Here is a 626-nt window from a genome sequence, read left to right on the forward strand (position 1 = left end):
CGTCGTCCAGCGCGGCCAGCGCGGCCTGGACCTCGCCGAGCTCGATGCGGTAGCCGCGGATCTTCACCTGCTCGTCGGCGCGACCCAGGTAGCGCAGCTGTCCGTCGGGCCCCCAGCAGACCAGGTCCCCGGTGCGATACATGCGCGCCCCGGGCGCCCCGAACGGGCACGCCACGAACCGCGAGGCCGTCAGCCCGGCCCGGCCCACATACCCGGCGGCCACCCCGTCGCCGGCCACATACAGCTCGCCGACGACCCCCTCGGGCACCGGGCGCAACCACGGGTCGAGCACGAACAGGGCCGCGCCGTCCACCGGCAGACCGATCGGCGGCGTCCCGGATCCCCGCGTCAGCGGGGCGCTGATCGCCACACACATGGTGGTCTCGGTCGGGCCGTAGGCGTTCACCATCACCCGGCCGGGCGCCCAGCGATCCACCACCTCGGCCGGGCAGGCCTCGCCGACCACCGCCAGCGTCACCGACTCCAGCCCCTTCGGCGACAGCATCGCCACCGCCGACGGGGTCTGCGTCAACACAGTGACCTCCGCGTCGACGAGCAGGTGAAGATCCGCGGCTACCGCATCGAGCTCGGCGAGGTCCAGGCCGCGCTGGCCGCGCTGGACGACG

Annotated in this window: 1 protein-coding gene; it reads right to left on the reverse strand. The window is 74.3% G+C overall.

Translation table 11 applies throughout. The annotated features are described in order from the left end of the window. Nucleotides 1–626: AMP-binding protein (locus A5646_RS06500; protein WP_156765536.1), on the reverse strand; the 626-nt coding region annotated here is incomplete at both ends.

Source organism: Mycobacterium sp. 1245499.0, from assembly GCF_001673615.1.
Taxonomy (GTDB): domain Bacteria; phylum Actinomycetota; class Actinomycetes; order Mycobacteriales; family Mycobacteriaceae; genus Mycobacterium; species Mycobacterium europaeum_A.